The sequence below is a fragment of the Kitasatospora sp. NPDC034533 genome (assembly GCF_055575155.1).
The window spans coordinates 1-23,825 of record NZ_JBVITE010000010.1 but is presented as its reverse complement, the minus strand read 5'-3'; the positions used below and the strand labels follow the sequence as shown (position 1 = coordinate 23,825).

At 75.3% G+C, this 23,825-nt stretch carries 16 protein-coding genes and 1 riboswitch; of the genes, 4 read left to right on the top strand and 12 right to left on the bottom strand.

The genetic code is table 11. The features are described 5' to 3' along the window. Position 1 precedes the first annotated feature (1 nt). Positions 2 to 784, bottom strand: a complete 783-nt coding sequence (locus ACZ55U_RS09890) for an ABC transporter ATP-binding protein (protein WP_465524349.1) — start codon at positions 782 to 784, stop codon at positions 2 to 4. Positions 785 to 811: 27 nt separating this feature from the next. Next, positions 812 to 1,822: an ABC transporter substrate-binding protein gene (locus tag ACZ55U_RS09885; RefSeq protein WP_465524347.1), complete on the bottom strand. Its 1,011-nt coding sequence runs from the start codon at positions 1,820 to 1,822 to the stop codon at positions 812 to 814. Between the two features lie 106 nt (positions 1,823 to 1,928). Here ACZ55U_RS09885 and fhuB point away from each other — a divergent pair, with 106 nt between their 5' ends. From fhuB to ACZ55U_RS09870, 3 genes are all read left to right on the top strand, one after another. After that, positions 1,929 to 4,094, top strand: a complete 2,166-nt coding sequence (gene fhuB, locus ACZ55U_RS09880) for a Fe(3+)-hydroxamate ABC transporter permease FhuB (protein WP_465524345.1) — start codon at positions 1,929 to 1,931, stop codon at positions 4,092 to 4,094. Between the two features lie 19 nt (positions 4,095 to 4,113). Then, positions 4,114 to 5,235, top strand: a complete 1,122-nt coding sequence (gene fes, locus ACZ55U_RS09875) for an enterochelin esterase (protein ID WP_465524343.1) — start codon at positions 4,114 to 4,116, stop codon at positions 5,233 to 5,235. A gap of 144 nt (positions 5,236 to 5,379) precedes the next feature. Next, positions 5,380 to 5,447: riboswitch (guanidine-III (ykkC-III) riboswitch) on the top strand. A gap of 14 nt (positions 5,448 to 5,461) precedes the next feature. After that, the gene (locus ACZ55U_RS09870) at positions 5,462 to 6,325 is read left to right on the top strand and encodes an MBL fold metallo-hydrolase (RefSeq protein WP_465524341.1); all 864 of its coding nucleotides are present in this window, start codon (positions 5,462 to 5,464) and stop codon (positions 6,323 to 6,325) included. Positions 6,326 to 6,347: 22 nt separating this feature from the next. On the opposite strand, the gene ACZ55U_RS09865 is transcribed toward ACZ55U_RS09870, so the two are convergent. From ACZ55U_RS09865 to ACZ55U_RS09850, 4 genes are all read right to left on the bottom strand, one after another. Next, entirely contained in the window at positions 6,348 to 6,899 is a 552-nt protein-coding gene (locus ACZ55U_RS09865) for a Uma2 family endonuclease (RefSeq protein ID WP_465524339.1), read from the bottom strand. A 215-nt stretch (positions 6,900 to 7,114) separates the two neighbouring features. Further along, a complete protein-coding gene (locus tag ACZ55U_RS09860; RefSeq protein ID WP_465524337.1) occupies positions 7,115 to 8,509 on the bottom strand; it encodes a DHA2 family efflux MFS transporter permease subunit in 1,395 nt (464 codons plus the stop codon). After that, positions 8,506 to 8,691, bottom strand: coding sequence for an MbtH family protein (locus ACZ55U_RS09855; RefSeq protein WP_465524335.1), 186 nt, complete (start codon positions 8,689 to 8,691; stop codon positions 8,506 to 8,508). The genes ACZ55U_RS09860 and ACZ55U_RS09855 overlap by 4 nt, the downstream gene beginning before the upstream one ends. Next, positions 8,684 to 16,204, bottom strand: coding sequence for an amino acid adenylation domain-containing protein (locus ACZ55U_RS09850; protein ID WP_465524333.1), 7,521 nt, complete (start codon positions 16,202 to 16,204; stop codon positions 8,684 to 8,686). Before ACZ55U_RS09850 ends, ACZ55U_RS09855 begins: the two co-directional genes overlap by 8 nt. A gap of 120 nt (positions 16,205 to 16,324) precedes the next feature. Here ACZ55U_RS09850 and ACZ55U_RS09845 point away from each other — a divergent pair, with 120 nt between their 5' ends. Beyond that, complete coding sequence (locus ACZ55U_RS09845; RefSeq protein ID WP_465524331.1) at positions 16,325 to 17,548, top strand: amidohydrolase; 1,224 nt, start codon at positions 16,325 to 16,327, stop codon at positions 17,546 to 17,548. Between the two features lie 105 nt (positions 17,549 to 17,653). Here the strand turns inward: ACZ55U_RS09845 and ACZ55U_RS09840 are convergent, their stop codons facing one another. The 6 genes from ACZ55U_RS09840 to ACZ55U_RS09815 all read right to left on the bottom strand — a co-directional run bounded on the left by ACZ55U_RS09840 (position 17,654) and on the right by ACZ55U_RS09815 (position 23,254). Beyond that, a complete protein-coding gene (locus tag ACZ55U_RS09840) occupies positions 17,654 to 18,379 on the bottom strand; it encodes an AMP-binding protein (RefSeq protein WP_465524329.1) in 726 nt (241 codons plus the stop codon). A gap of 92 nt (positions 18,380 to 18,471) precedes the next feature. Further along, complete coding sequence (locus tag ACZ55U_RS09835; RefSeq protein ID WP_380703299.1) at positions 18,472 to 18,705, bottom strand: phosphopantetheine-binding protein; 234 nt, start codon at positions 18,703 to 18,705, stop codon at positions 18,472 to 18,474. After that, entirely contained in the window at positions 18,702 to 19,391 is a 690-nt protein-coding gene (locus ACZ55U_RS09830; RefSeq protein ID WP_465524327.1) for an isochorismatase family protein, read from the bottom strand. Before ACZ55U_RS09830 ends, ACZ55U_RS09835 begins: the two co-directional genes overlap by 4 nt. Before the next feature lie 61 nt (positions 19,392 to 19,452). After that, positions 19,453 to 21,132, bottom strand: a complete 1,680-nt coding sequence (locus tag ACZ55U_RS09825) for a (2,3-dihydroxybenzoyl)adenylate synthase (protein ID WP_465524325.1) — start codon at positions 21,130 to 21,132, stop codon at positions 19,453 to 19,455. Beyond that, positions 21,129 to 22,340 (bottom strand): isochorismate synthase DhbC, encoded by a 1,212-nt coding sequence (dhbC, locus tag ACZ55U_RS09820; protein WP_465524604.1) that lies wholly within the window; start codon positions 22,338 to 22,340, stop codon positions 21,129 to 21,131. The genes ACZ55U_RS09825 and dhbC overlap by 4 nt, the downstream gene beginning before the upstream one ends. A gap of 131 nt (positions 22,341 to 22,471) precedes the next feature. Beyond that, positions 22,472 to 23,254 carry a 2,3-dihydro-2,3-dihydroxybenzoate dehydrogenase gene (locus ACZ55U_RS09815; RefSeq protein WP_465524323.1) on the bottom strand — a complete coding sequence of 261 codons (783 nt, stop codon included), beginning with the start codon at positions 23,252 to 23,254 and terminating at the stop codon, positions 22,472 to 22,474. Between the last annotated feature and the right edge of the window lie 571 nt (positions 23,255 to 23,825).

The window sequence follows — 23,825 nt, the reverse complement described above, 5'->3', positions numbered from 1 at the left end:
GTCAGTCCAGCGGCGCCCTGGGCACGATGACCGGCGCGCCGTCGCCCGGCGCCGCCAGCACGTGGCTGTCGATGTCGTACAGCGCCCGCACCAGCGGCGCGTCCACCACCTCGCGCGGCGGCCCGCAGGCCACCACCGCGCCGTCCCGCAGCGCGACCAGCAGGTCCGCGTAGCGGGCCGCCGCCGCGAGGTCGTGCAGCACCATGACCACCGTCCGCCCGCCCGCCGCGACCCGGCGGACCAGCTCCAGCACCTCCACCGCGTGCCCGAGGTCGAGCGCGCTGGTCGGCTCGTCGAGCAGCACCACCGGGGTGTCCTGGGCGAGCACCATGGCGAGCCAGCAGCGCTGCCGCTGGCCGCCGGAGAGCCGGTCGAGGCGGCGGCCGGCCAGGTCCTCGACCCCGGTGGCGCGCAGGGCCTCGGCGGTCAGCCGCTCGTCCTGCGCCGACCACTGGCGGAACAGCCCCTGGTGCGGGTGGCGGCCGTAGCGGACCAGTCCGGCGACGGTCACCGCCTCCGGGGCCTGCGGGCTCTGCGGCAGCAGCGCGATCCGGTGGGCGGCCTGGCGCGGGCGCAGCCGCCACACGTCCTCCCCGCCGACCAGGACCCGCCCGGCCTCCGGCCGGTGCAGCCGGGCCACCGCCCGCAGCAGGGTGGACTTCCCGCAGCCGTTCGGGCCGACCACCGCCACCACGCGCCCGGCGGGCACGGTGAGGTCGACGCCGCCGAGGACCGGGCGCCCCGGCCCGTACCCGGCGCTGAGCCCCTGGATCGTCAGTTCCATGGCACTGCCCCCTCAGCCGGCGCGCGCTCAGTTGCCGCCGAGCGCCTTGGAGAAGTCGCCGATGACGACGTCGGCGGCGAGCGGCCCCCCGCGGGTGGACCAGACCGAACCGTCCACGGTGACGGCGTGGTTGTTCTTCACCGCGTTCAGCTCCTGGTAGGCGGGCTTGGACTGGACGTCCTTGAGGGCGGACTTGCCGTCGTCGGTGAGGGTGGACAGGAACAGCCAGTCGCCGTCGATCTCGCTCAGCTTCTCCAGGCTGAGCGCCGGACTGTGCGCGTTGCCGTCCTTGTTCTGCGCGGCCGGGCGGGTCAGGCCCATGTCCAGGGCGACGCCGCCGGCGAACTGCTGCTTCTCCATCCAGCTCGGGCCGGTGGGGTTCCAGCGCACGATGGAGACGGCGGCCCCCTTGTTCGCGGTGAGCTCGCCACCCGCCTTGGCGGCCTTGGCCTCGTAGTCGCCGATCACCTTGTTGGCCTGGTCGAGCCTGTTGACGGCGTTGCCCACGCCCCGGAAGGCGAGCTTCCAGTCGTCGGTGGGGGCCATGGTGACCAGCGTGGCGGGGGTGATCTCGCGCAGCTGCTTGAGCACCTGCTCGTCCTGCATGTCGCCGGCCAGGATCAGGTCCGGCTTGGCGGCGATCACCTTGTCCATCACGGGCTGGAGCAGGTTCCCGACCACCGGGACGCCCTGCACCTTGTCCTTGAGGTACGCGGGCGGCTCGGCCAGCCCCTGTCCGTTGGTGATGCCGACCGGCTTGACGCCGAGGGCGAGCACCGCGTCCAGGTCCTCCTGGGTGAGGGTGACGATCCGCTTGGGCTCGACGGGCACGTCGACGGCCTTGCCGGTGGCGTCCTTGACGGTGCGCTTGCCGCCGTCGCCCGGGGTGGCGGCCGCGGCGGAACCGGTGGCGGAGGCCGAGGAGGAGGAGCCGGAGGAACCGCAGCCGGTGAGCAGGAGCGCGGCCGCCCCGGTGACGGCCAGCGCCTGGGCCGCACGGCGGCGGACGGGGCTGAGCGGGCGACGGGCGAACGGCATGGGTGCCTCCGGGCAACGGTGGTACGGGAGTTGAGCGGCGTCCGGGCAGCTCGGCACGGCGGAGGTGCCCCTCGGGACGGCTTCGTCATTAGGTTAGCCTTACCTTATGACATTGTCGCAAGCCGGCGTCCCCGAAGCGCCTCCCGCCGCGCCGGAGCCCCCACCGCCCGGGGGCCTCACCCGGGGTGCCCGCCCCACCTGGCCGTTCGCCGTCGCGGCGGCGGTGCTGCTGATCGCCCTGGCCGCGCTCTCGCTGTCGGTCGGCGCCGGCGAGGTCGGCCCCGGGCGGGTGCTGGACTACCTGCTGAACCGCGACGGCGCCCGCGCCGACGGACGGCTCGCCCTGGTCGTCGGGGACCTGCGGCTGCCGCGCACCGTCACCGCCCTGCTGGTCGGCGCCGCGCTCGGCGTCGCCGGAGCGCAACTCCAGTCCGTCACCCGCAACCCGCTGGCCGAGACCGGACTGCTCGGCGTCAACGCCGGCGCCTCGCTGGGCGTCGTGCTCGGCATCGCCGTGCTCGGCGTGCAGACCGCCTTCGGCTACCTCGCCTTCGCCTTCGGCGGCGCGGTGCTCGCCAGCACCGTGGTGCTGCTGGTCGCCGCCACCCGGGGCGGCGGATCGCCGATGCGGCTGGTGCTCGCCGGCTCCGCCGTCGCGGCGATCTTCCGCGGGCTCACCGACGTGCTGATCGTCAACTCCCCCGAGGCGTACGAGCGCTACCGGGTGTGGGTGCTCGGCTCACTGGCCGGTGTGGAGGGCTGGACCACGCTGCGCCAGCTCGCCCCGGTGCTGGGCACCGGGTTCCTGCTCGCCGCCCTCACCACCCGGCCGCTGACCGCGCTCGCCCTCGGCGACGACCTCGCCCGAGGCCTCGGCCACCGCCCCGGCGCCGTCCGCGCCGCCGTCGCCTTCGCGGTCACCCTGCTGACCGCCTCCGCGGTCGCGCTGGCCGGGCCGGTCGCCTTCCTCGGACTGCTCTCCGGCTTCCTCGCCCGCACCGTCGCCGGACCCAGGACCGGCCGGCTCACCCTGCTCGCGGCGCTGTTCGGCGCCGCCGTGCTGACCGGCGCGGACGTGCTCGCCCGGGTGGTGGCCCGCCCCTTCGAGGCGCCGGTGTCGGTGATCGTCGCCCTGATCGGGGCTCCGGCGCTGATCGCGATCGTCCGCTCCCGGCACTCCGCCGCCCTGGCCATGGCCGACCCCGCCGAAGCGACCCCGCCCGCGCGACGCGCCGAACCCGCCCCGCCGAAACCGGACGTGGCGCTACGCCACGGCGCCTGGTCGCTGCTGCTGCCGCGCCGGGCCCTGGTCGCCTCCCTCGGCCTCGCCGCCGCGCTGCTGGCCGCCGTGGTGGTCTCCGCGCACGCCGGGCAGAGTGAACTCGACCTCGCCCGCACCTTCCAGGCCGTGTTCGGCTACGGCGACCGGCTGGACGTGCTGCTGGTGCAGAAGTTCCGGCTCGGCCGGATCGTCGCCGGGCTCGCCGCCGGGGCCGCCCTCGGCCTGGCCGGCTGCCTCACCCAGACCCTGGCCCGCAACCGCCTGGCCACGCCCGAACTCCTCGGCGTCAACGACGGGGCGACGGCCGCCGTGCTGATCTCCGCGAGCACCGCGGGCACCTTCGGCGCGTGGTGGGCCGGACCGCTCGGCGCGCTGGCCGCCGTCCTCGTCGTCGCCCTCGCCTCCGGCGGGCTCGGCGCGCGCGGCTACCGGGTGCTGGTGGTCGGGCTCGCCATGTCGGCACTCGCCTCGGCGGTCATCCAGGTCGCGATGGCCCGGCGGTCGCTCAACTCGGCCGGCTCGCTGTACGTCTGGACCAACGGCAGCCTCAACGGACGGGACCTCGCCGTCGCCACGCCCGCACTGCTCGGACTGGCGGTGCTGGTGCCGGCGGCCCTGGCGGTGGCCCGGCGGCTGGCGGTGCTTCGCTTCGACGACAGCGTCGCCTCCGCCCTGGGAGTCGACCCGGCCCGGGTCCGCCTCGGCTGCCTGCTGCTGGCGGTCGCGCTCGCCGGGCTGGCCGTCGGCGTCTGCGGACCGGTCGGCTTCGTGGCACTCGCCGCCCCGGTGATCGCCGGACGCCTGGCCGGCCCCGCACGGGTGCCGGTGCTCGGCTCGGCGCTGACCGGCGCCCTGCTCGTCGTGCTCGCGGACACCCTGGGCCGGGTGGCGATCGGCGGGGTGGAGATCCCCGTCGGCATCGTCACCACCGTCCTCGGCGGCCCCTTCCTGCTCTGGGTGCTGCTCGGCCGCAAGGGCACCCCCGCCTAAGCCACTTGGAGACATCGCGATGGAAACCCGTTCCCCCCGGATCGTGCCCGACCCGGCCGATCCGGCGTACCGCCTGGTCACCTTCACCCACCGGGACGGCGACTGCGACGGCGTGCTCGCACTGCTGCACACCGTCACCGACAAGGACCGCCACTCCGGCGACCTCACGCCGCATCTGATGACACGTCATACCGATGGCGAGACGTGGTCGATCACCTACCGGCTGCGCGAGGACCACCGTGCCTCCTACCAGCTGTACCCGTTCCGCGGCGAGGCCCCCGGTACGGCCCGCCGCGACTGGCTGCGCGTCCTCGACCAGGCCCGCCCCGACCCGTACGACACCGAACCCCGGCTGCCGGCCCGCGACGGCCGCCACCCCGCCTCGGTGCTCAGCCTGCCCGCCGCCCCCGCACAGCCGTACGTCCTGCGGCGCGAGGGTGTACCGCGCGGGCGCACGCCGGCCCACGAGGTCGCCGGGCGGCGGGTGGACGTCCACCTCCCGGCCGGGCACCGGGCCGGCGACGGCCCGTACCCGGTGGCGCTGCTGCTGGACGGCGAGATGTGGGGCGAGGTGCTGTCCGTCGGCGACACCCTCGACAACCTGACGGCGGACGGCGCCATCCCGCCCACCGTCACCCTGCTCGTCCACACCCCCGGGCCGCGGCGGGCGACCGACCTCAGCTGCAACCCGGCCTTCGTCGACCTCCTCGCCGACCGCCTCCTCCCCTGGGCCGCCTCGGAGTTCGGCGCGAGCACCGACCCCGCCGCCACGGTGATCGCCGGCCAGAGCGCCGGCGGCCTGACCGCCGCCTACGCGGCCTACCACCGCCCGGAGCGCTTCGGCAACGCGCTCTGCCAGTCCGGCTCCTTCTGGTGGCCCGACGAGACCGAGTCCGACGCCGGCAGCGAGTGGCTGACCCGCCGCTTCGCGGCCGAGGCGCGGCGGCCGGTCCGCTTCTGGATCGAGGTCGGCCTCCAGGAGTGGATGCTTCTCGGCCAGAACCGCCACCTGCGGGACGTACTGACGGCCCGCGGCTACGACTTCACCTACCGGGAGTTCAACGGCGGCCACGACTACGCCTGCTGGCGGGGCGGACTGGCGGACGGGCTGGCGGCACTGCTTCGGCGGCCCGCCGCCTGAAGGCCGCTCCACCCGCGGCAACGCCCTCGGCGGCGGGGGTGGTCGACCGTGCGACACAGCGCGACAGGCGCTCGGCAGGAGGCGATCGCCAACGCGCCCTCCCCGCTCCCGCCGAGGCCGCCGACAGCCCGTGCTAACGTCCCCGGGGCGGCGCAGCGGCGTCGGCCCCGGACGAGATGTGCGCCGTACCCGGCCTGCCAAGACGACGCACAGTGGAGGCGTCATCATGTCCGCTGCCGGTACCCCGACCGCCCGCCCGCTGGACGTGCGGTGGATCCACGGCTCCCCGTCCGCGAAGCACAACGGCGACCCGGACGTCCAGGTCCACGAGTACGACGAGAACACCGTCATCCTCCGCCAGAACAAGGCGGTCCACTACGAGGCGCCGTTCCTGTTCCTGCTCTTCGGGGCGGACCGCGCCGTCCTGATCGACACCGGGGCGACGGCCGACGCCGCCCACTTCCCGCTACGCGCCACGGTCGACACCCTGGTGGACAAGTGGCTCGCCCGCAATCCCCACGCCGGTGAGGACTACGGGCTGCTGGTCCTGCACACCCACGCGCACGGCGACCACGTCGCGGGCGACGGCCAGTTCACCGACCGGCCGTCCACCACCGTGGTCGGCGCGCAACTCGCGGACGCCTGGCCGTACTTCGGCTTCGATCGGGACGCCGGGGCGACGGCCCGCGTCGACCTCGGCGGCGGGCGGGTGCTGACGTGCCTGGCCACCCCGGGGCACCACGAGGCCTCGGTCACCTACTACGACCCGTGGACGGGCTTCCTGCTCACCGGCGACACCCTCTATCCCGGGCGGCTCTACATCAACGACTGGCCGGCCTTCGGGCGGACCATCGAGCGGCTGATCGCCTTCACCGAGAGCCACCCGGTGACGTACGTGCTCGGCTGCCACATCGAGATGACCCGCGAGCCGGGCGTCGACTATCCGATCCGCACCACCTACCAGCCCGAGGAGCCCCCGCTCCAGCTCACCCCGGCCCACCTGCACCGGATCCGGGCCGCCGTCACCGAACTCGGTGACCGGCCGCGCCGGTACCCGCTGGACGACCTGATCCTCTGGCCGCACGAGTGAGCCTCCGAGGCCCCGAGGACGGTCAGTCCCGGTAGGGCACCAGCCGCGCCAGGTCCAGTTCGAAGTCGAACGGCGCGGGGATGCGGATCTTCTCGCCGAACTCCCGCTCCGTCCGGGTGTGGTAGCGCTCGCGGTTCGGCTCGGAGAACAGCGTCACGGTCTTCTGGCGCGGGTCCACGATCAGGTAGAGCGGGAAGCCCATCTGCGGGTAGTCGCGGACCTTGCCCGTCCAGTCGTTGTCGGGGTTGGACGGGGACACGATCTCGACCGCGATCAGCGTCAGGTCCGCGGGGATCTCACGGTCCCCCAGCTCGATGACGTTCTCCGGCAGGTAGGTGAGATCGGGGCTGCGGACGGAGCCGATCCCGGGCGAGGAGAGGTCGCTGTTCCCTGTCGGGAAGTAGCCCGGAGGGCAGCGCGCCTCGAACTGGCGCTGGACGATCGCCAGGTTGAGCTGGTGGATCAGCACCGGTGGCGCCTGGGCGATGACCAACTCGCCGGACGACTCGACCTTGTAGCCGTGCGGCAGACCGCGCCGCGCCTCTTCGAGAAGACGGTAGTGCTCAGGGCTCATGTGCTCTCCTCCGGTGCTCCCGGCACAGTACCGCGCGTGGCGCCGTGCGCTCGGCGGCACGGCGGCACGGGCGGTCTTCCGAACCGGCCGCCCCGGTGCTCGGCCACCGGCCGGGGCGCGGAGCGGGCCGGTGCACCGGCCGAGGCTCCTGGGCGCGCTGCGGCGGCGGTCCGGCCGGGCACGCTCCGTCCCCGGCCGGACCGCCACCCGAGCGCTCACTCCTCCGGCGGCGGGCCCGGGGCCTCGGCCGGGAGCCGGACGGCCGGGAGGGCGCCGACGGCCACCACACCGGCGGTGAGCAGGAGGGCGAGGCGGTAGGGCGTCGGGCCCGCGTCGTCGCCGACGGCGCCGAGCAGCGCGGCGGTGGCGGCGATGCCGAGAGCGCCGCCGAGGGTGCGCAGGATGGTGAACAGGCCCATCGCGCGGCCCATGGCGGACGGCGGGACGTCGGCGAAGCCGGCGATCTGGACGGTGAGGACGGCGGTGCCCAGGACCAGGCCGACGCCGAACATCAGCACCCGTACCGCCCACGGGTTCTCCGCGAAACCGAGGGAGCCGATGACCACCGCCGCGAGCAGCAGCGCGGGCAGCGCCAGGCGGCGCGGACCGAGCCTCGGCAGCAGCCGGTCCACCACCTGGGAGGCGGCCATCAGGCCGATCGCCTCCGGGAAGACGCTCAGCCCGGCGTCCAGCGCCGAGGCGCCGCGTGCCGCCTGGTAGAGCAGCGGCAGCACGAACAGCGCGCCCATCAGCCCGGCCGCGGTCAGCAGGGCCAGCCGGCTCGCCGCGCCGAAGGTGCGGTCGGCGAGCAGGCGAAGGTCCACCAGCGGTTCGGTGGCACGCAGTTGGTGCCGTACGGCTCCTCCCAGCAGCGCCAGGCCGAGCAGGCCGCCGAGGGCCACGCCCGGGGAGGTCCAGCCGTGCGCCGGGCCGAAGCCGAGGGCGTAGGTCAGCAGCCCGAGGCCGGGGGTGGCGAGCAGGAAGCCGACGGTGTCGAAACGGCCCGCCGGGGGCTCCGGCTCACCGCGCAGACCGATCAGCCCGATCAGCACGGCCGCCGCGCCGATCGGCACGTTGACCAGGAACAGCCAGTGCCAGGAGAGGTGTTCGGTGAGGTAGCCGCCGAGCGGCGGCCCGAGGGCGGGCATCAGCGCGGTCGGGACGATCAGGATCCGGCCCAGGCCGGCCCGCTCGTGCGGGGCGAAGGCCCGGAACAGCAGGGTCATCCCGACCGGGGTGAGCAGCCCGCCGGCCACGCCCTGGACGGCCCGGGCTACCGACAGCGCGCCCAGGCCGGGCGCCGCCGCGCAGAGCGCGGAGGCGAGGGTGAAGGCGGTGAGCGAGCCGAGGAAGACCCGTTTGACGCCGTACCGGTCGCCCAGCCAGCCGGCCACCGGCAGGCCGAGCGCGAGGCCCACCAGGAAGGCGGTCTCCACCGCGTTGGCGGCCGACACCGGCCGGCCGAAGTCCTCGGCGATGCTGAACAGCGCCGGGTTGACGATGGTCGAGTCCAGGCCGTTCATACACATCGCGGCCGTGTAGACGACGACCACCGCGGCGCGCCCCGCGAACAGGGGGCGCGCCGGGGCGGCGACCGGCGGAGGGGTCACAGCGCGGTCCAGTGCGCGGTGATCCACTCCAGCGCGGCCGCCCGCTCGCACGGGCCGTGGGCGATGTCCCAGCCGGCCGGGACGGCGGCGAAGACGGGCCACAGCGAGTGCTGTCCCTCGGAGTTGACGAGCGCCAGGAACGTGCCGTCGGCGTCGAAGGGGTTGACGGGGGCGTCACTCATGGGAGGACCTCTTCAGGTGGTCGGCGATCACGCTCGCGATGTGCGCGATCGGGGCGGGCAGGGTCATGTCCTTGTGGGAGCAGGCCACGTCGGTGTTGGCGATCCGGCCGGACACGTAGGGCGCCCAGAGCTCGGGCACCAGGGTGTCGTCGATGGTGTCGACGGTGGCGCGGAAGAACAGCACGTCGCCGTCGAAGGGCCGGTGGTCGTAGCCGCGCACCAGGTGGTTGGTGTTGAGGTAGATCCGGTTCAGCGCGGCCACGGTCGCCTCGTCGAGTCCGGCGAGCGGGCTTCCCTCGGCCCGCAACAGTTCGGTGACGGCGCCGAGTTCGAGCGGCCGGCCGCCGAGGTCCGCGGGTCCGAAACCGCCCATGGTGAGCAGCGCCTCCAGCGCCTCGGCCTGGTCCGGGACGGGCAGCTCGCGGAAGCCCTCGGCGGGGTAGGCGTCCAGGACGGCGAGCAACTCGACCTGCTGGCCCAGCTCCTGGAGCCGGACGGCCACGGCGTGCGCGATGATCCCGCCGGTGGACCAGCCGAGCAGCCGGTACGGGCCCTCGGGCTGGACCTCGCGCAGCCGGTCGGCGTAGTGCGCGGCCAGTTCCTCCAGCGTCGCGGGCAGGGGGAGTCCGGCGGTGGCGGCGCCGACGCCCTGGGCCTGGAGTCCGTAGATCGGGACCTCGCCGGGCAGGTTGCGGATCAGGCCGGTGTAGCACCAGCTGAGGCCGCCGGCCGGGTGGACGGCGAACAGCGGGCGCTGCCGGCCGGGGGCCACGGGCCGCAGCGGGAGCAGGACGTCGAGGGCGTCGCTGCCCGGGGAACCGGCGGTGAGGGCCGCGTCGAGGGCGGCCACCGTGGACGCCTGGAACAGCGCGCCGATGCCGATCTCCAGCCCGAGCACCTCGCGGATCCGCCCGGCGAGGCGCACGATCAGCAGTGAGTGGCCGCCGAGCGCGAAGAAGTCGTCCTCGACCCCGACCGACGCCAATCCGAGCACCTCGGCGAACAGTTCGCACAGCTGCTGCTCGCGCGGGGTGCGCGGCGGGCGGCCGGCGCCCGCCGCGGGTGCCTCGGGGGCGGGCAGGGCCCGGCGGTCGAGCTTGCCGTTGGCCGTCAGGGGGAGGCGGTCGAGCAGCACGACGGCGGAGGGCACCATGTGGGCGGGCAGTTCGGCGGCGGCGTGGGCCCGGAGGTCGTCCGGCGTGGTGCCCCCGGCCACCGCGTAGCCGATCAGCCGCCTGTCCCTCGGCACGTCCTCCCGGACCACCACGGCGGCGTCGGCGACGGCCGGGTGGGCGGCCAGCACCGCCTCGATCTCGCCGAGTTCGATCCGGAAGCCGCGCAGCTTGACCTGCTGGTCGGCGCGGCCGAAGTACTCCAGCACGCCGTCGGCGCGGCGCCGGGCCAGATCCCCGGAGCGGTACATCCGGGCGCCGCTCTCGCCGAAGAGTCCGGCGTACGGGTCGGCGACGAAGCGGGTGGCGGTCAGCTCGGGGCGGCCGAGGTAGCCGCGTGCCAGGCCCGCTCCGGCCACGTACATCTCGCCGGTGACGCCGGGCGGCACGGGCTGGAGGTGCTGGTCGAGGACGTAGACCCGCAGGTCGGGGATGTTGACGCCGATGGTGCTGCTGCTCCCGGCGGCGGCGCTCGCCCGGTCCAGGGCGATGTACGAGACGTGCACGGTGGTCTCGGTGATCCCGTACATGTTGACCAGCGTCGGCGCGTCCTCGGCGTGCCGCTCGTACCAGTCGTCCAGGCGGCCGAGTTCGAGCGCCTCGCCACCGAACACCACGTAGCGCAGGGCGAGTTCGCTGCCGGGGCGGTCCCGGTCGGCGGCGTTGAGCTGGTAGAAGGCGGAGGGCGTCTGGTTGAGCACGGTGACCCGCTCGCGGGCCAGCAGCTCCAGGAAGGCCGCCGGGTCGCGGCTGACCAAGTGCGGGACGACGACCAGGCGGCCGCCGTGCAGCAGGGCGCCCCACAGCTCCCAGACCGAGAAGTCGAAGGCGTAGGAGTGGAAGAGCGTCCAGACGTCCTCGGCACCGAAGCCGAACCAGTGGTCGGTGGCGCCGAACAGCCGGACCACGTTGCGGTGGGTGACGGGCACGCCCTTGGGCCGGCCGGTGGAGCCGGAGGTGTAGATGACGTACGCGATGTCGTCGGCGCGCAGCGGGCGGGTGCGCTCGTGCTGGGCCAGCGGGACGGCCGGGTGGCTCCCGGACTCCGGTCCGTCGACCAGGAGTTGCCGCACCTCGTGGGCGGGCAGTCGGGGTGCGGTGGCCCGGTCGGTGAGCAGGGCGGCGGGGGCGGCGTCGGCCAGCATGTAGGCGAGCCGGTCGGCCGGGTAGTCGGGGTCGAGCGGCAGGTAGGCGGCGCCGGACTTGGCCACCGCCAGCAGGGCGACCACGAGTTCGAGCGAGCGCGGCAGGGCGAGCGCGACGATGGTGCCGGGCCCGATGCCCTCGGCGGCCAGCAGCCGGGCCAAGCGGTCGGCGCGGGCGGACAGTTCGGTGTAGTCCAGCCGCTCGTCGCGGTGACTGACGGCGATGGCGCGCGGGTTGGCTGCGGCCGCCGCCTCGAAGAGGTCGGGCAGGGTCGCGGCGCTCGGGGTGGCGGGCGTCGGGGAGATCTGCGCGGTGGGGGCGCCGTTCCACTCGACCAGGGCGCGCAGCCGCTCCCGCTCGCTGATCAGCGGGAGTCGGCCGATCGGGGTGTCGGGGGCGGTCGCGGCGGCGGTGAGCAGCCGGTTGAGGCGGTCCGCGAGGGCGGCCGCGGTGGCGGCGTCGAAGAGGTCGGTGCGGTACTCCAGGAAGCCGCCGATGCCGCCGCCGGGCAGTTCGCCGGCGTTGAGGGTGAGGTCGAACTTGGCGGTGCCGCTGGGGATCGCGGCGATGTCGGCGGTGAGGCCGCCGCCCAGCGCGATCCGCTCGTCCGGTCGGCTCTGCCAGGCGAGCATCACCTGGAACAACGGGTGGCGGGCGAGCGAACGGGCCGGGTTGAGCTCCTCGACCAGCCGGTCGAAGGGCAGGTCGGCGTGCTCGTGCGCGGCGAGCACGGTGGCGCGGACCCGGGACAGCAGTTCGCGGAAGGTGGGGTCGCCGGACGTGTCGGTGCGCAGCACCACGGAGTTGACGAAGTAGCCGATGAGTGCGGCCGTCTCCTGGTCCTCACGACCGGCCACCGGGGTGCCGACCGGGATGTCGGTGCCGGCGCCGTGCCGGGTGAGCAGGGCGGCGAGCCCGGCCTGGACGGCCATGAAGACGGTGCTGTCGGCGGACCGGGCGAGCCCGGCCAGGGCGGCGTGCGCCTCGGCGCCGAGGGTGAAGGGCACGGTGGCGCCCTGGTGGCCCGCGACGGCCGGGCGGGGGCGGTCGGTGGGCAGTTCCAGCTGGTCGGGCAGCCCGGCGAGCGCGGCGCGCCAGTACTCCGTCTGCCGGACCGCCAGTGGGCTGGGCGCGTCGGCGGTGCCGAGCCGTTCCCGCTGCCAGACCGCGTGGTCGGCGAACTGGACGGTGAGCGGCGGGAGTTCGGGAGCGCGACCGGCGGTCCTGGCAGTGTAGGCCGCGGCGAGGTCGCGCAGCAGCGGGGTGGTGGAGGCGCCGTCGCTCGCGATGTGGTGGAGCAGCAGGAGCAGGGTGTGCCGCTCCGTCCCCTGGCCGGGCTCGGCGAACAGCGTGGCGCGCAGCGGCGGTTCGGCGGTCAGGTCGAAGGCGTACCGGACCGCCTCGGCCAACGTGCCCTTCCCGTCGTGCGGTTCGACGGCCGTCGGCGGCAGGACGCGCTGGTACGGCGTGCCGTCCGGCTCCTCCCCGTAGACGGTGCGCAGGACTTCGTGCCGGGCGGTGAGGTCGCCGAGGGCGAGGGTGAGGGCACGCCGGTCGAGCGGGCCGGTGAGGGTGAGGGCGAGCGGGATGTTGTAGGTGGGGCTGGGGCCTTCGAGGCGGTGCAGGAACCAGAGGCCGCGCTGGGCGGGCGAGAGGGGCATCCGCTCGGTGCGCGGCACCGGGACGGGGGCGGGGGCGAGGTCGGAGGCGGGGCGCGTTTCCGGCGCCCCGGCCGCTCCCAGGTGGGCGGCGAGGCCGGCCGGGGTCGGCTGCCGGAACACGTCGGCGAAGCCGACCGGGGCGGCGAAGGTGTCGCGCAACCGGGCGGCCAGCCGCCCGGCGAGCAGTGAGTGGCCGCCGAGGTCGAAGAAGGAGGCGTCCCTGCCGGGCGGCCTCGGGAGGCCGAGGACCTCGGCGAACAGGCCGCAGACCGTCTCTTCCTGCGGCGTGGCCGGGGCGGTGGCGGCGGTCGCGGAGGTGGCGGCGACCGGCTCGGGCAGGGCCCGGTGGTCGAGCTTGCCGTGGGCGGTGCGCGGCAGTTCGTCCAGCAGTTGGACGGACGCGGGGACCATGTGTGCGGGCAGCCGGGCGGCGAGTGCGGCGCGCAGCCCGGCCGGGTCGGGCACGGCGCCGGTCCCGGGTGCGCCGGTCTCGGGGACGCCGGTCTCAGGTGCGCCGGTCCCGGAGGCGCCTGTCGCAGAGGCGCCGGTCTCGGGAGCTCCGGCCTCGGGCCGGCCGCCTCGCTCGGGGGCGCCGCTGCGCTCGGGGACGACGTAGCCGAGCAGGCGCTTGCCCTGCGGCCCGGGGCGGGCGATCACCACGGCCTGGGCGACGCCGGGCAGTTCGGCGAGGACGGCGGCGACCTCGCCGGGCTCGACCCGGAAGCCGCGGATCTTCACCTGGTCGTCGGCCCGGCCGAGGAACTCCAGGGTGCCGTCGGATCGGCGGCGGACCAGGTCGCCGGTGCGGTACATCCGGCTGCCGGGCGGGCCGAACGGGTCGGCGACGAAGCGTTCGGCGGTCAGATCCGGGCGGCCGAGGTAGCCGCGGGCCAGACAGGCGCCGGCCACGTACAGCTCACCGGTGACACCGTCGGGCACGGGGCGCAGCGAGCCGTCCAGGACGTAGGCGCGGGAGCCGCGCACCACCCGGCCGGCCGGGGCGCCGTCCGGGCCCGGGGTCCAGGCGTAGGCGTCGACGGTGGTCTCGGTCGGGCCGTAGAGGTCGACGGGGTGCAGGCCGGGGACGGCGGTCAGGCACTGCCAGAGCCCGGGCGGGGTGGCCTCGCCGCCGACCACGAGGACGGACGGGCGGTGCCGGCCCTCGTCCAGGATGCCTTCGGCGAGCAGGACTTCGAGGTAGGAGGGGGTGAGGTCGAGGTAGTCGATGCGCTCGCGGTCGAGGTGGGCGGCCAGCGCGGCCGGGTCGCGGTAGGTGGCGTCGTCCAGCAGGTGGAGTTCGTGGCCGTGGACCATCCAGAGCACCGGGTCCCAGGAGGCGTCGAAGGCGAACGAGGCGCTGTGGGCGACGCGCAGCCGGTCCCGGCCGGTGCGGCCCAGGGCGGGGGCGATGTGGTCCTCGCCGAGGCCGGCGTGCAGGTTGGCCAGCGAGGCGTGGGTGACCACCACTCCCTTGGGGCGTCCGGTGGAGCCGGAGGTGTGCAACACGTAGGCGGGGTGGTGTGGTTGGGGCGCCGGCGGGGCGGTGTCGGGCTCGGTGTCCACCTCCCCCGGTCGGACTGTGGGCAGGTCGGCGAGCCGGACGGTGGGCAGGTCGGCGGGCAGGTCGAGGGCGGCGAGGGTCTCGGCGGTGCCGATCGCGCAGAGCGGGCGGGCGTCGGCCAGCACGGCGGCGAGGCGCTGCGCGGGGTGGGTGAGGTCGAGCGAGACGCACGCGCCGCCCGCCTTGAGGACGGCGAGCATCGCGACCAGGGTGTCGGTGCCGCGCGGCAGGGCGATCGCGACCGGCGAGCCCGCCCGGACACCGAGGGAGGTCAGGCGGTGGGCGAGGCGGTTGGCGGCACGGTCGAGTTGCCGGTAGGTCAGGGCGGTCGAGCCGGAGCGGACGGCGACGGCGTCCGGCGTGCGGGTGGCCTGCTCGGCGAACAGCTCGGGCACGGTCCGCTCGACCGGAGGCTCGGTGCGGCCGGCGGTGGCGCGGCGCAGACCGTCCGCGTCGAGCAGGTCGATCCGGGCGATCGGCGACCGCGGGTCGGTGAGCAGGAGGTCGGCGAGGGCGTCGAGGTAGCGCAGCAGGCCGTCCCGGTGGGCGGCGAGGGAGGCGGCGCCGTGACGGGCCGGGTTGGCGTCGAGGACCAGGCGCAGCGCGCCGTCCGGGCCGGGTGAGACGTTCAGGGCGAGGTCGTCCACCGGGCCGGCGGCCAGGTTGCGGACGTCGCCGCGCAGGCCGGCCAGGTCGAGGTCCCCCTCGAAGGCCTTGATGTTGACCATCGGGCCGAACAGGGCTCGGCGGTCGCCGGTGCGGCCGAGGTCGCGGCGCAGGTCCTCCAGCGGGTAGCGCTGGTGGCGGCGCACGGCACGCAGTTCGCGGACCACCGTGCGCACCAGGGTCTCGGCGCTGTCGGCGGGGCGGACGGCCAGGCGCAGCGGCAGCACGTTGGCGGCGGCGACGGGGGTGCGCAGGGCGGCCGGGCCGCGGCGGTTGGCGAGCGGCAGGCCGAGGAGGACGTCCTGGGTGCCGGTCAGGCGGTGCAGGTAGCCGGTGGTGGCGGCGAGGAGCAGTTCGGCCCAGGTGGCGCGGGCGGTGGCGGCGGCGCGTTCCAGGCGGTCGCGGGTGCCGGCGGGGAGGTCTGTGGTGAGGCGGATACCCGTGCCGGGGGCGGGCGTTGTGGGGGCGGGCTCAGGGGTGGTACGGACGACGGGGCCGGGTCCGGGGGCGGCAGAGGCGGCGGGGGCGGCAGAGGCGGCGGGGGCGGCGGGGCCGGGTCCGGGGGCGGCAGGGGCGGCAGGGCCGGGTTCGGATCCGGGGCCGGGTTCGGGCGTGCCCGGGAGGGTCGCCGGGGTGTCGATGTCGCCCAGCCGGGCGGACCAGTGGGCGCGGTCGGCCGCGTACTCGGCGCTCGCACGGTAGGCGGCCTCCTCGGCGGCGGCCTCGGCGAGCGTGGCGAACGGGGTCGGGGCGGGTTCGGCGCCCGCGGTGTGGGCGGTGTAGAGGGCGGCGACCCGCTCGCCGAGGAGGGTCAACGCATAGGCGTCGACGGCGAAGTGGTGGATGCGGCGGTACCAGATCCAGCGTTCCTCGCCGAGGCGGAGGAGCGCGTGGGTGAACAGCGGGCCTTCGGCGAGGTCGGCCGGGCGGGCGAGGTCGGCGCGCATCCAGGCCTCGGCCGCGGCGGCGGGGTCGGTGCCGGTGCCGGCGGGATCGGCGCCGGCGGAGCCCGTGCCGGCGGTGGCGCGCAGGTCGAGGCGGTGCAGCGGCCAGGGCAGGCCCGGGCGCACCCGCTGGCGGGGCGTGCCGTCCGGGCCGGTGACCACGACGGCGCTCAGTGCTTCCGCCTCCTCCACCGCCTGCCGCAGCGCCCGCTCGAACCGGTCCTCGTCGAGCGGGCCGGCGATCTCGACGGCGTCGCCGGTGTTGTAGACCGGGCTGGCGGGGTCGAGGGTCTGGGCGTACCAGATGGCGGCCTGCGCGGCGAGCAGGGGGACGTCGGCGGTCTGGGTTTCGACGGCGGGCATGGGGTGGAGAGCTCCTCGGGGATCCGGAACGCCTTACTTAGGTTAGCCTAATCTAACTTCATCTGATCTGGTCAACGACTCGGGAAAGCCCGGGCCCTGACACCCCGGAGGCGCCGCCCCATGCCCCTGACCGAGCCACCGACCACGCCTCTCACCGAGGCCAAGCAGGCCGTGCGCGAACGCGTCCACGCGCACCGCGCGGACCTCCTCGCACTCAGCCGCCGCATCCACGCCCACCCCGAGACCGCCTTCGAGGAGCACCTCGCGGCAGCCTGGTGCGCCGAACTCCTGGGCGCGCACGGCTATTCGGTCACCGCGCCGGCGCACGGGCTGGCCACCGCGTTCGACGCGCGCCTCGGCAGCGGGCCGGTCACCGTCGCGCTGGTCTGCGAGTACGACGCGCTGCCCGGCCTCGGACACGCCTGCGGACACAACCTGATCGCCGCCGCCGGGATCGGCGCGGCGCTCGCCCTCGCCCCGTACGCGGACCAACTCGGGCTCACCGTACGGGTGATCGGCGCACCGGCCGAGGAGCGCGGGGCGGGCAAGGCGCTGCTGCTGGAGGCGGGGGCGTTCGACGGGGTGGACGCGGCGATGATGGTCCACCCCTGCCCCGTCGAGGTCGCCGACTTCCGTTCCTTCGCGCTCGGCACCCTGTCCGTCCGCTACACCGGGCGGGCCGCCCACCCGAGCCTCGATCCGCACCGGGGGCGCAACGCCGCCGACGCGCTCACCGTCGCCCAGGTCGCGATCGGGTTGCTGCGCCAGCAACTCCCGCCGCAGTGGCGGGTGCACGGCATCACCACGGCTGCGGGGACGGCGCCGAACCTGATCCCCGACAGCGCGAGCGCCGAGTACGAGATCCGTGCCTCCGCGGCCGAGGACCTCGCCGAGCTGCGTTCCCGGATCGAGGACTGCTTCCGCGCGGGGGCGCTCGCCACCGGGTGCGAGGTGGAACTGACCCGGCCCGAGCCGGACTACCTGGACATGCGCTCCGACCCGGGGCTGCTGGCGCTGTGGCGGGCCAACGCGGCGGCGCTCGGCCGGCCGGAGCCGGTCGAGAGCGGACCCTTCGCCTGTACGGACATGGGGAACGTGTCACACGTGGTGCCGTCGATCCACCCCGTGCTGGACATCACCGGCGGCGCCTGCGCCCCGCACGAGGCGGCGTTCGCCGAGGCGGCGCTGGGCGAGGAGGCGGAGCGGGCGGTGCTGGACGGCGCGGTGGCGATGGCGTGGACGGCGGTGGACCTGGCGGCGGGTCCGGCGGTGGATCCGGCAGAGGGCCTGGGCTTGGTGGCGCGTCCGGCGGCGGCGGTGGATCCGGCAACGGCGAACGAATGACAGCCGACAACTTTCAGCGAACAGATAACGAAATCTGTTCGCTGAAAGTTGTCATCTGAAACCTGTCATCCGAAAGCTGTCCGCGCTCCCCGCCCCGGGCACCCCTCACCCGCCGAGCAGCACCCCCGGCGCCACCCGCACCGCCGTCACACCCAGCTCCCGCACCAGCGCCCCGACCCGCCCCTCCCGCCCCGGGTCGGCGAGCACCACCGCGGCGCCCGTCCGCAGCGGCCACAGGTACTCCCAGAGCGGCAGGCCCAGGTGCAGCACCCGGTCCCCCGGTCCGAGCGGATGGGCCGCCTGGAGCTCGCGCACCCGGCGGTCCGCCTCGGCGTGGGTGAGCCGGACGGCGGCCGGGCGCCCGCCCGGGCCGTACCCCACGCAGAGCAGGTGCTGCGGGGTGAGCGCCCGGGGCGGGTCGGTGGGCAGCTCGCCGTCCGTCTCCAGCGACGCGAGCGCGCCCGGCACCCCCTCCCCCAGCACGCAGACCGGCGCGGTCTCGGCGAGCAGCCGCTCCCGCCGCCCGGGCGCGTCCGCCGGGTCCAGCGGCAGGTACGCCGCCCCCGCCTTCGCCACCGCCAGCAGCGCCGTCAGCAGCTCCGCCGGTCGGCTGAAGCCCGCCAGGCCGACCACCGCACCCGGACGGGCCCCACGGACGGCCAGGGCACGCGCCAGCCGGTTGGCCGAGGCGTTCAACTCCCGGTAGCGGACGGCCTCCCCGTTCGCGAGCAGCAGGGCCGGCGCGTCCGGCGTCCGGGCCGCCTGCGCCTCGACCGGCCCCACCACGGTGGTCGCCGGGTACTCCACCGCCCGGCGGGGCAGCGGAGGCACCTCGGGCAGCGCCGAACGCCCCGCCGGGCGCCCGTCCGGACGCACCACCCCGCCGACGGCGCCCGGGGCCGCCTCCCGGACCCCCGCCGCCCTCACGCCGCGCCCAGCAGTTCGGCCCAGGCCTCGATCGCCGGGCGCTCCGCGAGTTCGACGAACGCCACCTCGGCCCCCTCCTCCCGCCAGCGTGCGGCGAGCGTCATCAGCCGGATGGAGTCCAGCCCCCAGTCGACCAGGTTCTCGTCCAGCGGGATCTCCGCCGGGTCCTCGCCGAGCAGATCGGCGACCTCGGCCCGGATCCGCTCCACCGTGAAGCCCACGCCCGTCACTTCCCGCCCACCCCTTCGAGTGCACCGACGGCCGCCCCGCCCGGGATCGCCGCCCCCAGCATCCCGAGCACGGCCTCCGCCGTGGCGACCATCCCGCAGCGCCCGGCCACCCAGGCCAGCGCGCCACGGTGCTCCGCCGGCCCGAAGTCCGCGACCGCGTCGGCCACCACGAAGGCCCGCACGTCCCGCATCCAGGCGTCGCAGGCGGTGGCCTGCACGCCGATGTGCGCGTACACGCCCGTGATCACCAGTTGGTCCCGCCCCCGTTCGCGCAGCAGCCGATCCAACTCGGTGCGCACGAAGGCGCTGTACTTCCACTTGGTGAGCACGGTGTCCCCCGGCTCCGGGGCGACGGCGTCGGCGATCGCGGTGGCCCGGGGGTCGTCCGGGATGCCCGGCCCCCAGAAGTCCTGTTGCAGCCCGCGCTCGGCCGGGCTCTGTCCGCCGAGCTGCGCCGAGTACACGACGGGGACGCCCGCGGCACGCGCCGCCGCGGCCAACGCCGCGACGTTTCCGAGGAGTTCGGGCACCGGTGCGGCGTCGGGCCGGTAGGCGTCCAGGAAGTGGTTCTGCAGGTCGTGCACCAGCAGGACGGCGCGGGCCGGGTCCACCGTCCAGGCGACCCGGTTGGCGGGCAGTTCCTCGGCGGCGGGCATGGGATAGCGGGGAATGCGGGGCAGGCCCACGGTGGTGTTCCTTTGCTGGATCTCGTACGGGATCTCGGATTCCGGTGGCGGACGCGGTGGATCAGCGGTCGGTAAGCGAGGCCGCGATGGCGGCGCGCAGGTCCTTCTTGCTGACCTTCCCGATCCCGGTGGCCGGGAAGGCCTCGACGAACTCGACCCGGTCCGGCACCTTGTACTCGGCGAGTCCGCGCTGACGCACGAAGCGCTTCAACTCGACGACCTTCGGGGGAGATTCACGGTGTTCGGCGCGCAGCACCACATAGGCGCAGGCGCGCTCGCCCAGGTACCGGTCGGGCATCGACACCACGGCCGCGTCGTGCACGGCGGGGTGGGCGAGCAGGTGGTTCTCGACCTCCTCGGCGGCGACCTTCTCGCCGCCCCGGTTGATCTGGTCCTTGGCCCGCCCCTCGACCACCAGGTGGCCCGTCGGGGTGCGCCGGACCAGGTCCCCGGTGCGGTAGAACCCGTCCTCGGTGAAGGACGTGGCGTTGTGGTCCGGCGCGTTCCAGTAGCCGCGGATGGTGTAGGGGCCGCGGGTCAGCAGGTGGCCGGTGACGCCGTCGGGCACGTCCCGGTCGTGGTCGTCCACCACCCGGACCTCGTCGTCCGGCGAGATCGGCCGGCCCTGGGTGGTGGTGATCAGCTCCTCCGGGTCGTCCAGCCGGGTGTAGTTGACCAGCCCTTCGGCCATCCCGAACACCTGCTGGAGGGTGCAGCCCAGCACCGGACGCACCCTCCGGGCCGCCTCCGTACTGAACTTGGCGCCGCCGACCAGCAGCACCTCCAGGCTCTCGTAGCCACGGGCGCCGCGCTCGGCGGCGTCCAGCCAGAGCAGCGCGAGCGGCGGCACCAGCCCGGTGATGGTCACGCCCTCGCTTTCGATCAGCGGGAAGGCCGTCTCCGGGGCGAGCTGCGGGCAGAGCACCACCCGGCCGCCGGCGTACAACGTGCCGAGCGAACCCGGCGAGCTGAGCGGGAAGTTGTGGGCGGCCGGCAGCACGCACAGGTACACGCTGTCCGCGTCCTGCCCGCACAGTTCGACCGAGCCGCGCAGCGAGTAGATGTAGTCGTCGTGGGTGCGCGGGATCAGCTTCGGCACGCCGGTGCTGCCGCCGGAGAGCTGGAGGAAGGCGACGTCCCCGGGCGCGGGCTCCCCGCCGAAGGCCTCCGGGCCCGGCCCGTCGCAGGGCACGTCCGCGAGCCGGACGTGCTCCCCCGGGTCCTCGCCGGCCACCAGCACCAGTCGCAGCGAAGGGTTCTCCGCCCTTACCCGACCGGCGAGTTCGCGGTAGTCGTAGCCGCCCTCGACGGCCGGCACGACGTACCCGGCCGCCCCGGTGAAGGAGCAGAAGTACCCGATCTCGGCGTACCGGTGGGCGGGCAGCGCGAAGACCGGCAGCGCGCCGATCCGGAAGAGGGCGAAGACGACCTCGAAGAACTCGGCGGCGTTGGGGAGTTGGACCACCACGCGGTCCCCGGCCCGGATGCCCCGGGCGAGCAGTCCGGCCGCCATCCGGTCGGCCCGGCGGTCGAGTTCGGCGTACGTCCAGCTCCGCCGCGTCGCCGCCACCGAGTGGCCGCCCGGGTCGACGACGGCAATCCGCTCGCCGTGCGCGGCGGCGCGCTCGCGCAGCATCCGGCCGAAGGTCTCGCCTCGCCAGTACCCGGCGGCCCGGTAGCGCTCGGCGAACTCGGCGGGGTACGGGGTGAAGCCCGCCCGGACGGTCTCCAGCGGTGTCACCGGGCCACCCCCACGGCGTCCAGGAAGGTGCGGAACTTGGCGCTGGTCTCGGCCAGTTCGGCCTCCGGCCGGGACTGCTCGACCACGCCCGCGCCGGCGTACACCCGCAGCGTCCGCTCCTGCGCCTCCGCGCAGCGGATGGTGACCACCCACTCGCCGTCACCGGTGGCGTCCTGCCAGCCGACCATGCCGGTGTAGAGGCCGCGGTCGAAGGGCTCGACCTCGCCGATCACCCCGCGTGCCAGGTCCGTCGGCGTGCCGCAGACGGCCGGGGTGGGGTGCAGCGCGCAGGCCAGTTCCAGTGCGGAGACCGACGGGTCGGCCAGCTCGCCGCGGATCGTCGTGGCCAGGTGCCACATCGCCGCCGTCCTCACCAGCGTGGGCCGTTCGGGCACCTCCAGGGTGCGGCAGTACGGCGCCAGCGCGTCACGGATGGCGTCCACCACGACGGCGTGCTCGTGCAGGTCCTTGGGCGACTCCAGCAGTGCGGCGGCCCGCCGGACGTCCTCGCCGAGGTCCTCGCCGCGCGGCACCGAGCCGGCCAGCGGGTTGGCCAGCACGGCCGGTCCCCGCCGGGAGAGCAGCAGTTCGGGGCTGGCGCCGATCAGGGTACGGCCGCCGCCGGCCGGGACGGCGAAGGTGTAGCCGCCCGGGTCACGCCGGGCCAGCCGTTGCAGGATGGCGGGCAGGTCGAGCGGCTCGGCGGCGGTCAGCTCCAGCGTCCGGGCCAGCACCACCTTGCTCAACTCTCCTCCGCGCAGCCGCTCCACGGCGGCGGCGACGCCCGCCCCGTACGCCTCCGGGGCGGGCACCGGGCTGATCCGCCAGTCGGCCCGCTCGGCCGGCGGCGCGGGCAGTGCGATCAGCGGGTCGTCCCGCAGCGCCCCCGCGACGCGGACGCCGGCGGGGACGGCGAGTTCGACCCGGCTGTCCCGGTCGAACGCCACCGCGCCCATCACCAGGGGCCGTTCGACCCCCGCCCGGCCGGCTTCGGTCAGGGCCTCGGCCACCCGCGCGGGCAGTGGCCGCCCGTCCTGCGGCACCCGGGCGTGCACGCCGGAGCCGAGCAGGGTGCGGGTCGGCGAGGCGAAAAAGGCCTCGTCGGAGCCGGCCCGGTACTGGCCGAGCAGTCCGCTGGCCGCACCGATGACGGCGTGGTCCGGGCCTCCGGCAGGGGCGTTCACCGGGGCGTCGGGGCCGGCGGGTATCGGCCCGAGGGGTGCCGGGCCGGCGGGTGCCGGGCCCGCGGCCGTCAGCCCGACGAGGGCGTGGTGCACCGTGGTCACGGTGTTCTCTCCAGTCTGGGAGGGTTCTTGGGGAGGAGGTGGAGCGGCGCCGCTCAGGCGCGCAGGGTCGCGCCGCCGTCGACGTACAGGTCGTGCATGGTGATGTGCCGCGCCCGGTCCGAGGCCAGGAAGACCACCGCCTCCGCGATGTCGGCGGGCGCGGCGATCCGGCCGAGCGGGATGCCGACCCGCCAGGCGCTCAAGTCGCCCTCGATCACCCGGCGTTCGGCCGCCTCGGCGTCCTCGCCCCACAGCGCGCGCTGCATCTCGGTGTCGGTCGAACCCGGCGACACCACGTTGCAGCGCACCCCGGAGCGCGCGAGTTCCAGCCCCAGGCAGCGGGTGAACATGGTGGCCGCCGCCTTGGACGCCGCGTAGGCGGCCATGCCGGCCCGCGGCACCCCGGCGGCGTTGGACCCGACGGTCACGATCGCCCCGCGCCCGCGGGCCGCCATCCGGCGGCCGACGGCGCGGCTGGTGTGGAAGACGCCGTCGGTGTTCACGGCGAAGGTGTCGGCCCAGTCGTCGTCGGTGAGTTCGACGGCCGGGGCGGTGCGCAGGATGCCCGCGACGTTCACCAGGGTGCCGATCGGGCCGAGTTGGTCCTCGATCGACTCCACCGTCTCGTTCACGGATTTGGCCTCGGAGACGTCCAGCACGTACGGGCGCACGGACGGGACCTCGGCCACCAGGGCGTCGAGCCCGCCGGGCTTGCGGTCCACCGCCGCGACGACGGCGCCTTCGGCCACCAGCGCCCGGACCACGGCGACACCGATGCCCTGTCCGGCCCCGGTGACCATCGCGACGGCACCGGCGAATTCGGACTGTTGCTGCACGGGACATCCCCTCCGACCAGCGAGATTAGGCAAGGCTAACCTAACACAGCTGTTCGCCCGCGCCGCCAGTCTGTGCGAACGTCAACTCGCCCCGGGCACGGCGGAGCCGCCCTCCCCGGGCTGGGGGGCGGACGGCCTCGGTTTCGTCCTCGTTCCGACCGGCGGGCCCTTCACGGCCGGCGGCTCGCGTGGATCAGCTCGTGTCCGTCGCGGCCCTCCCTGGTCCATGAGGTCTTCGCCCGTTGCGGACCCGTACGTGGGGCGGCACACCGGGACGCGAGGTCCGCAGGGGCGGGCGCGAGCGGACGCGAGCGGTCACGGGAAGGACAGAGGCAGTCAAAGAACGTCAGGGGAAGGTCGTGCATGTGCCCAGGCGGCGGCGAAGCGGCAGCAGAGGTCGGGAATCGGCGGGCCCACCGACTCCAGCTGCTTGATGCCGAGGAAGCCCCGCACGGCCAGGGAGCCGCGCTCGCGAACTAGATGATTGATGCCAAGGGGTTCAGTGGTCGTACGCGGTGAGGGAACGCATGACGGGCTGCCCGGTCTGGTCGTTGTGCCAGATCGCGGCGGT

Coding starts and splice junctions, on each gene's coding strand:
- ACZ55U_RS09865 (WP_465524339.1), bottom strand. CDS start 6,899: ATGAGCCCTGAGCACTACCGTCTTCTCGAAGAGGCGCGGCGCGGTCTG.
- ACZ55U_RS09885 (WP_465524347.1), bottom strand. CDS start 1,822: ATGCCGTTCGCCCGTCGCCCGCTCAGCCCCGTCCGCCGCCGTGCGGCC.
- ACZ55U_RS09850 (WP_465524333.1), bottom strand. CDS start 16,204: ATGCCCGCCGTCGAAACCCAGACCGCCGACGTCCCCCTGCTCGCCGCG.
- fes (WP_465524343.1), top strand. CDS start 4,114: ATGGAAACCCGTTCCCCCCGGATCGTGCCCGACCCGGCCGATCCGGCG.
- ACZ55U_RS09855 (WP_465524335.1), bottom strand. CDS start 8,691: ATGAGTGACGCCCCCGTCAACCCCTTCGACGCCGACGGCACGTTCCTG.
- fhuB (WP_465524345.1), top strand. CDS start 1,929: ATGACATTGTCGCAAGCCGGCGTCCCCGAAGCGCCTCCCGCCGCGCCG.
- ACZ55U_RS09845 (WP_465524331.1), top strand. CDS start 16,325: ATGCCCCTGACCGAGCCACCGACCACGCCTCTCACCGAGGCCAAGCAG.
- ACZ55U_RS09870 (WP_465524341.1), top strand. CDS start 5,462: ATGTCCGCTGCCGGTACCCCGACCGCCCGCCCGCTGGACGTGCGGTGG.
- ACZ55U_RS09890 (WP_465524349.1), bottom strand. CDS start 784: ATGGAACTGACGATCCAGGGGCTCAGCGCCGGGTACGGGCCGGGGCGC.